This window comes from Prevotella sp. S7 MS 2, from assembly GCF_000762865.1.
In the GTDB taxonomy this organism is placed as follows: domain Bacteria; phylum Bacteroidota; class Bacteroidia; order Bacteroidales; family Bacteroidaceae; genus Prevotella.
On record NZ_JRPT01000100.1, the window covers coordinates 1 to 4,352 of the forward strand.

General features: G+C 40.5%; 2 protein-coding genes. Both read right to left on the minus strand.

The features are described from left to right. Positions 1 to 1,157 (minus strand): glycoside hydrolase family 2 (locus tag HMPREF0671_RS11485; protein ID WP_036900885.1); only part of this gene is annotated, 1,157 nt, incomplete at its 3' end. A 1-nt stretch (position 1,158) separates the two neighbouring features. After that, complete coding sequence (locus HMPREF0671_RS11490; protein WP_036900882.1) at positions 1,159 to 4,065, minus strand: TIM-barrel domain-containing protein; 2,907 nt, start codon at positions 4,063 to 4,065, stop codon at positions 1,159 to 1,161. Between the last annotated feature and the right edge of the window lie 287 nt (positions 4,066 to 4,352).

Genomic DNA, 4,352 nt, shown 5'->3' on the forward strand with positions numbered 1-4,352 from the left:
CTCAAATCTGTCAAATCACGTTTTGCCCACTGATCAAAAAATCTAGCATAATCAAACTCCGTTTTTTTCTGTCGCCACATGTCAAAACTCTCATCCATCACTATGAATCCTAAAGAATCGCAGAGGTTAAGTAGCTCAGGAGCAGGTGGATTATGAGAACAGCGAATAGCATTACAGCCCATCTCTTTTAGTAAATGTAATTTTCGTACAATGGCATCGTTATTGATAGCAGAGCCCAAACAACCAAAATCGTGATGCTCGCAGACACCATTTATCTTCATATTCTTACCATTCAGCCAAAAACCGGTCTTACTATCAAAGCGGAAATCACGAAAACCGGTAGTGGTGATTACCTCATCTATCGTCTTTCCTGCAATAATAACTTCTGTCTTCACCTTATATATATAAGGAATATCCGTAGACCACAAGCGGGGATTCTTGACACGTAGAACTTGACTGAGAGTACCGCTTGCATGGCGTGCAACTACACTTCCATTAGCATTATAGATGGTATTACGAATTGTGGGCTTCTGTCCTAAATGGTCTTCATCTACCAATGAGACATTTATTGCGACTTTCCCTTTAGGAGTCGTTTGTACATGTACTCCCCAATGAGCAATGTGTAGAGAACTTGTCTTCGTAAACCAAACATTACGATAGATACCACAACCCGAATACCAACGCGAGTTGGGCTGATCGGAATTATCAACCTTGACAGCTATCACATTGTCTCCCTTAACCAAGTACGGGGTAAGATCGTATTCAAATCCAATGTATCCATACGGGCGCTGACCTAGTTTATGTCCATTTATATAAACAGTAGAGTTCATATAAACACCATCGAACTCGATAAAATAGCGTTTTCCTCGTTCTATATTTTGTAATGTAAAATATTTACGATACCAACCAATGCCCCCCAGCAAAGCACCACCATTGGCTCCGGACGGATTTGAGGCATGAAAATCGCCCTCTATAGCCCAATCGTGTGGTAAATTGAGCGGTCTCCAAAACTTGTCTTGGTAATCAGGTTGAGACATCTCCACAGAATCGGCTAAAGCAAATAGCCAACTGTCAGTAAACAGTTGGCGTTCACGCGCATAGCCTACTGATAGTCGGCAGACCATCAGTAGGAATAAAAAAGCAAAAGTTTTCTTCATATTATAACTTTACTGTTATACATTTACCGTTATAAGTCACGACACGACCTTGCGCTTGTTCTACATTGAGCCCCGCCACTTTCTGATCGGGAGTACGCAATACTATTTTAAATTTGCGCTGCTTCAACATGCCATCAAACTCTCCTTGACGATTACCGATGGTCAAAGTATGCTTGCTATCATCGTAATTAATTGCGATAGTAGTATATTTTCCCTTTTCATAGTTATAGTTCACACCTTCGTCTTCGTACAGCGTAAACTCTCCATTCTTACCGGCATAAACATACAAAGTAATCAAGTCGGGCTGTTTCTCATCACTCCATTCTATTTCAGGACCGAAAGGAATGATAGCACCCTGTGGTACAAATACAGGAATTTTCTCATACGGTGCATCCGCCGTAATGGTTTGACCACCCTGATAATACTGATTTGTATAAAGGTCGTACCAACCCGTCTGCTTAGGCAAATATACTTGACGACTACGTGCCTTGTACACACTGACAGGACAAGCCATCAATGCCGGACCGAACATCCATTGGTCTTTAATGTCATTAACAGCTGCATCACTGGTAAAGTCCATGACCAAAGCACGCATCATCGTATAATCTTTGAAGTGTACAGCACCTGCCATGCTATAAAGATAAGGCATCAATCGGTAACGCAACTTATCATAAGCAACTATCGTTTTGTAAGCCGGATGAGACTCAGGAGCTATGTTCCACACCTCACGCAAAGGCCATTGACCGTGTGTACGATACAATGGAATAAAACAACCAAACTGATTCCAACGTGTTTGTAATTCACGCCATTCCGTCAAGTCAGCATTCTCTTCACCCGTAGCATCAAAATGTTGCTGAGCAGCCATATAGCGATTCTCTACACAGAAGCCTCCTTGATCCATGCCCCAAAAAGGCAATCCACACAGCGAATAGTTCATACCGGCCGTCATCTGAGCACGCATATCTTCCCAACGTGTACCAATATCACCGCTCCACGATGCTGTTCCATAGCGTTGTTCGCCGGCAAAACCACTACGAGTAAGCAAGAATACACGAGTATTAGGATTTACCGAGCGTTGCCCATTATAGATGGCATCGGCATTAACAATACTATAGGCATTGAAAAACTCTGTACTTGAACCTAGCGCAGTAGGGCCACTTAAAGCCTTACGATACCACATCGGGGTACAGTCACGGACGTTTGGTTCGCTCGCATCCATCCACCAAGCATCTATACCATACTTATATTTAGTGTATAGGTTCTCATCCATCTGACGCCAAAACATCTTACGAGCATCCGCATCATAAGCGTCATAGAACGAACCCATGAAACCTAACCAGTCGTAAATGCTATCTTTGACAGCCTGATGATACATCCAACCTTTGGAATCCAGCTCCTTATAGTTCTTTACAGAGCAGTAGAACTTTGGCCAAACAGAAATCATAAAACGCCCATGCATAGCATGTACACTATCGAGCATAGCTTGCGGATTGGGATAACGTGACTGTTCAAAGACATGACTTCCCCAACTATCTAGTTTCCAATAGTTCCAATCTTGTACAATATTGTCAATAGGAATATGACGTTTACGAAATTCCGCAAGCGTACTTTCAATATCATTAGATGACTTATAGCGCTCCCGACTCTGCCAGAAGCCCAATGTCCACTTAGGAAATACTTGTGCTTTACCGGTCAATGTACGATAACCGGAAATTACATCATCCATATTTTGTCCAGCAATAAAGTAGTAATCCATATCACGACTCATCTCACTCCAAATGCTGAGTTTATTTTGTTCTGCCTCACTTTGTGGCACAGCAGCTCGCAATCCACAGTAGGAAACATCACCATCCGGATACCAATCTATCAGTAAACGTGCCTTTACACCTTTCTTCAAGGGATAGGTAAACTTATAAGAATTGGGATTCCAAGCCGTACGCCAACGTTCCGGAACCACTTCCTTATCATCTATAAACACCTTGATATAACCGGCATAATAAAGGATAAAGCGATAAAGGTTGTCAACAGGAGCCTCTACAAATCCTTCATACGTCACATGTGAACCGTTAAGTTTAAATCCTTGAGGAAGATTACCTATCGTCTCTGAGTTTTCAAAATAGATACTGTCTTCGGTTCGTTCCAACTTATGTCCATCCTTTGAAATGTAAGTTCCTGTCAACGAGCCGACCTTTCCATTCTTATCATACAGCTTAAAAGCACTGCTCAACTGTAAATAATCATTTGGATTACCAAATCGGCAATAAGAATAACTATCCCATAATAGGCCATAATTCTTATTACTTATCACAAAAGGAACACTAATCTTCGTATTGTATTGAAATAAATCTTCATTCTTACCTTTCATTGATAACTCTTCAGATTGATGCTGCCCCAATCCATAGAAAGCCTCATCGGCAGGACTATCAAAAACAGCACGCCACGTCCATCCATTCTTTTGAGTATCGGTAAGTGTTCCTACTCCAATCTCACGTTGTGGAACTACAAATGGTTTAAAAGTCTTGCCTTGCGGCTCTGATTCTGATAATAGAGACTTACCATCACGAGTTAAAAAGCGTACACGGCCAGTCTGCTTATCCACAATTGCTTGCAACTGCTTTGTAGTGACTGTTAACGTATTATCTTGTTCTGTCACACTATACTTCGGTGTCACCAATTGTGGGACGATGATAAGACTACTCTTCACAGGGAAAGAAGTTTCCCTTGTAGACTCTACACGGATAATCTTATCGTTAATCACTTGAAGACGAACTAGTCTTGGACTCTCCGAAGACTGTTTCTCTACTTGAATGGTAAACTTATCACCTTGTTGTACATAGCCTTTTGCCGCTACATTTAAGGCATAACAAGATATAATACCCCCCAAAAAAAATGTTTTAAATGTTTTCATTGATTGTTTAGTATAATAGTTTGCTACAAAGATACTATATTTATATCAAAGTCATATATATTCTTTTAAGATTCAAACAATTTATAATTTTCCAACCACTATATAAAAAAGAAGGGATTACACCTCACGGCGAAATCCCAACCATATCCCAATTTGAATTAAAAACCAGATAGATAAAATACCTAATATCTACCCTTCATGCAGTATTCATACTCTTTGAATACTATAGCAATCAGACTTAACATCTTATAAATATATTCTAATACCATACAAATACATGATATGAG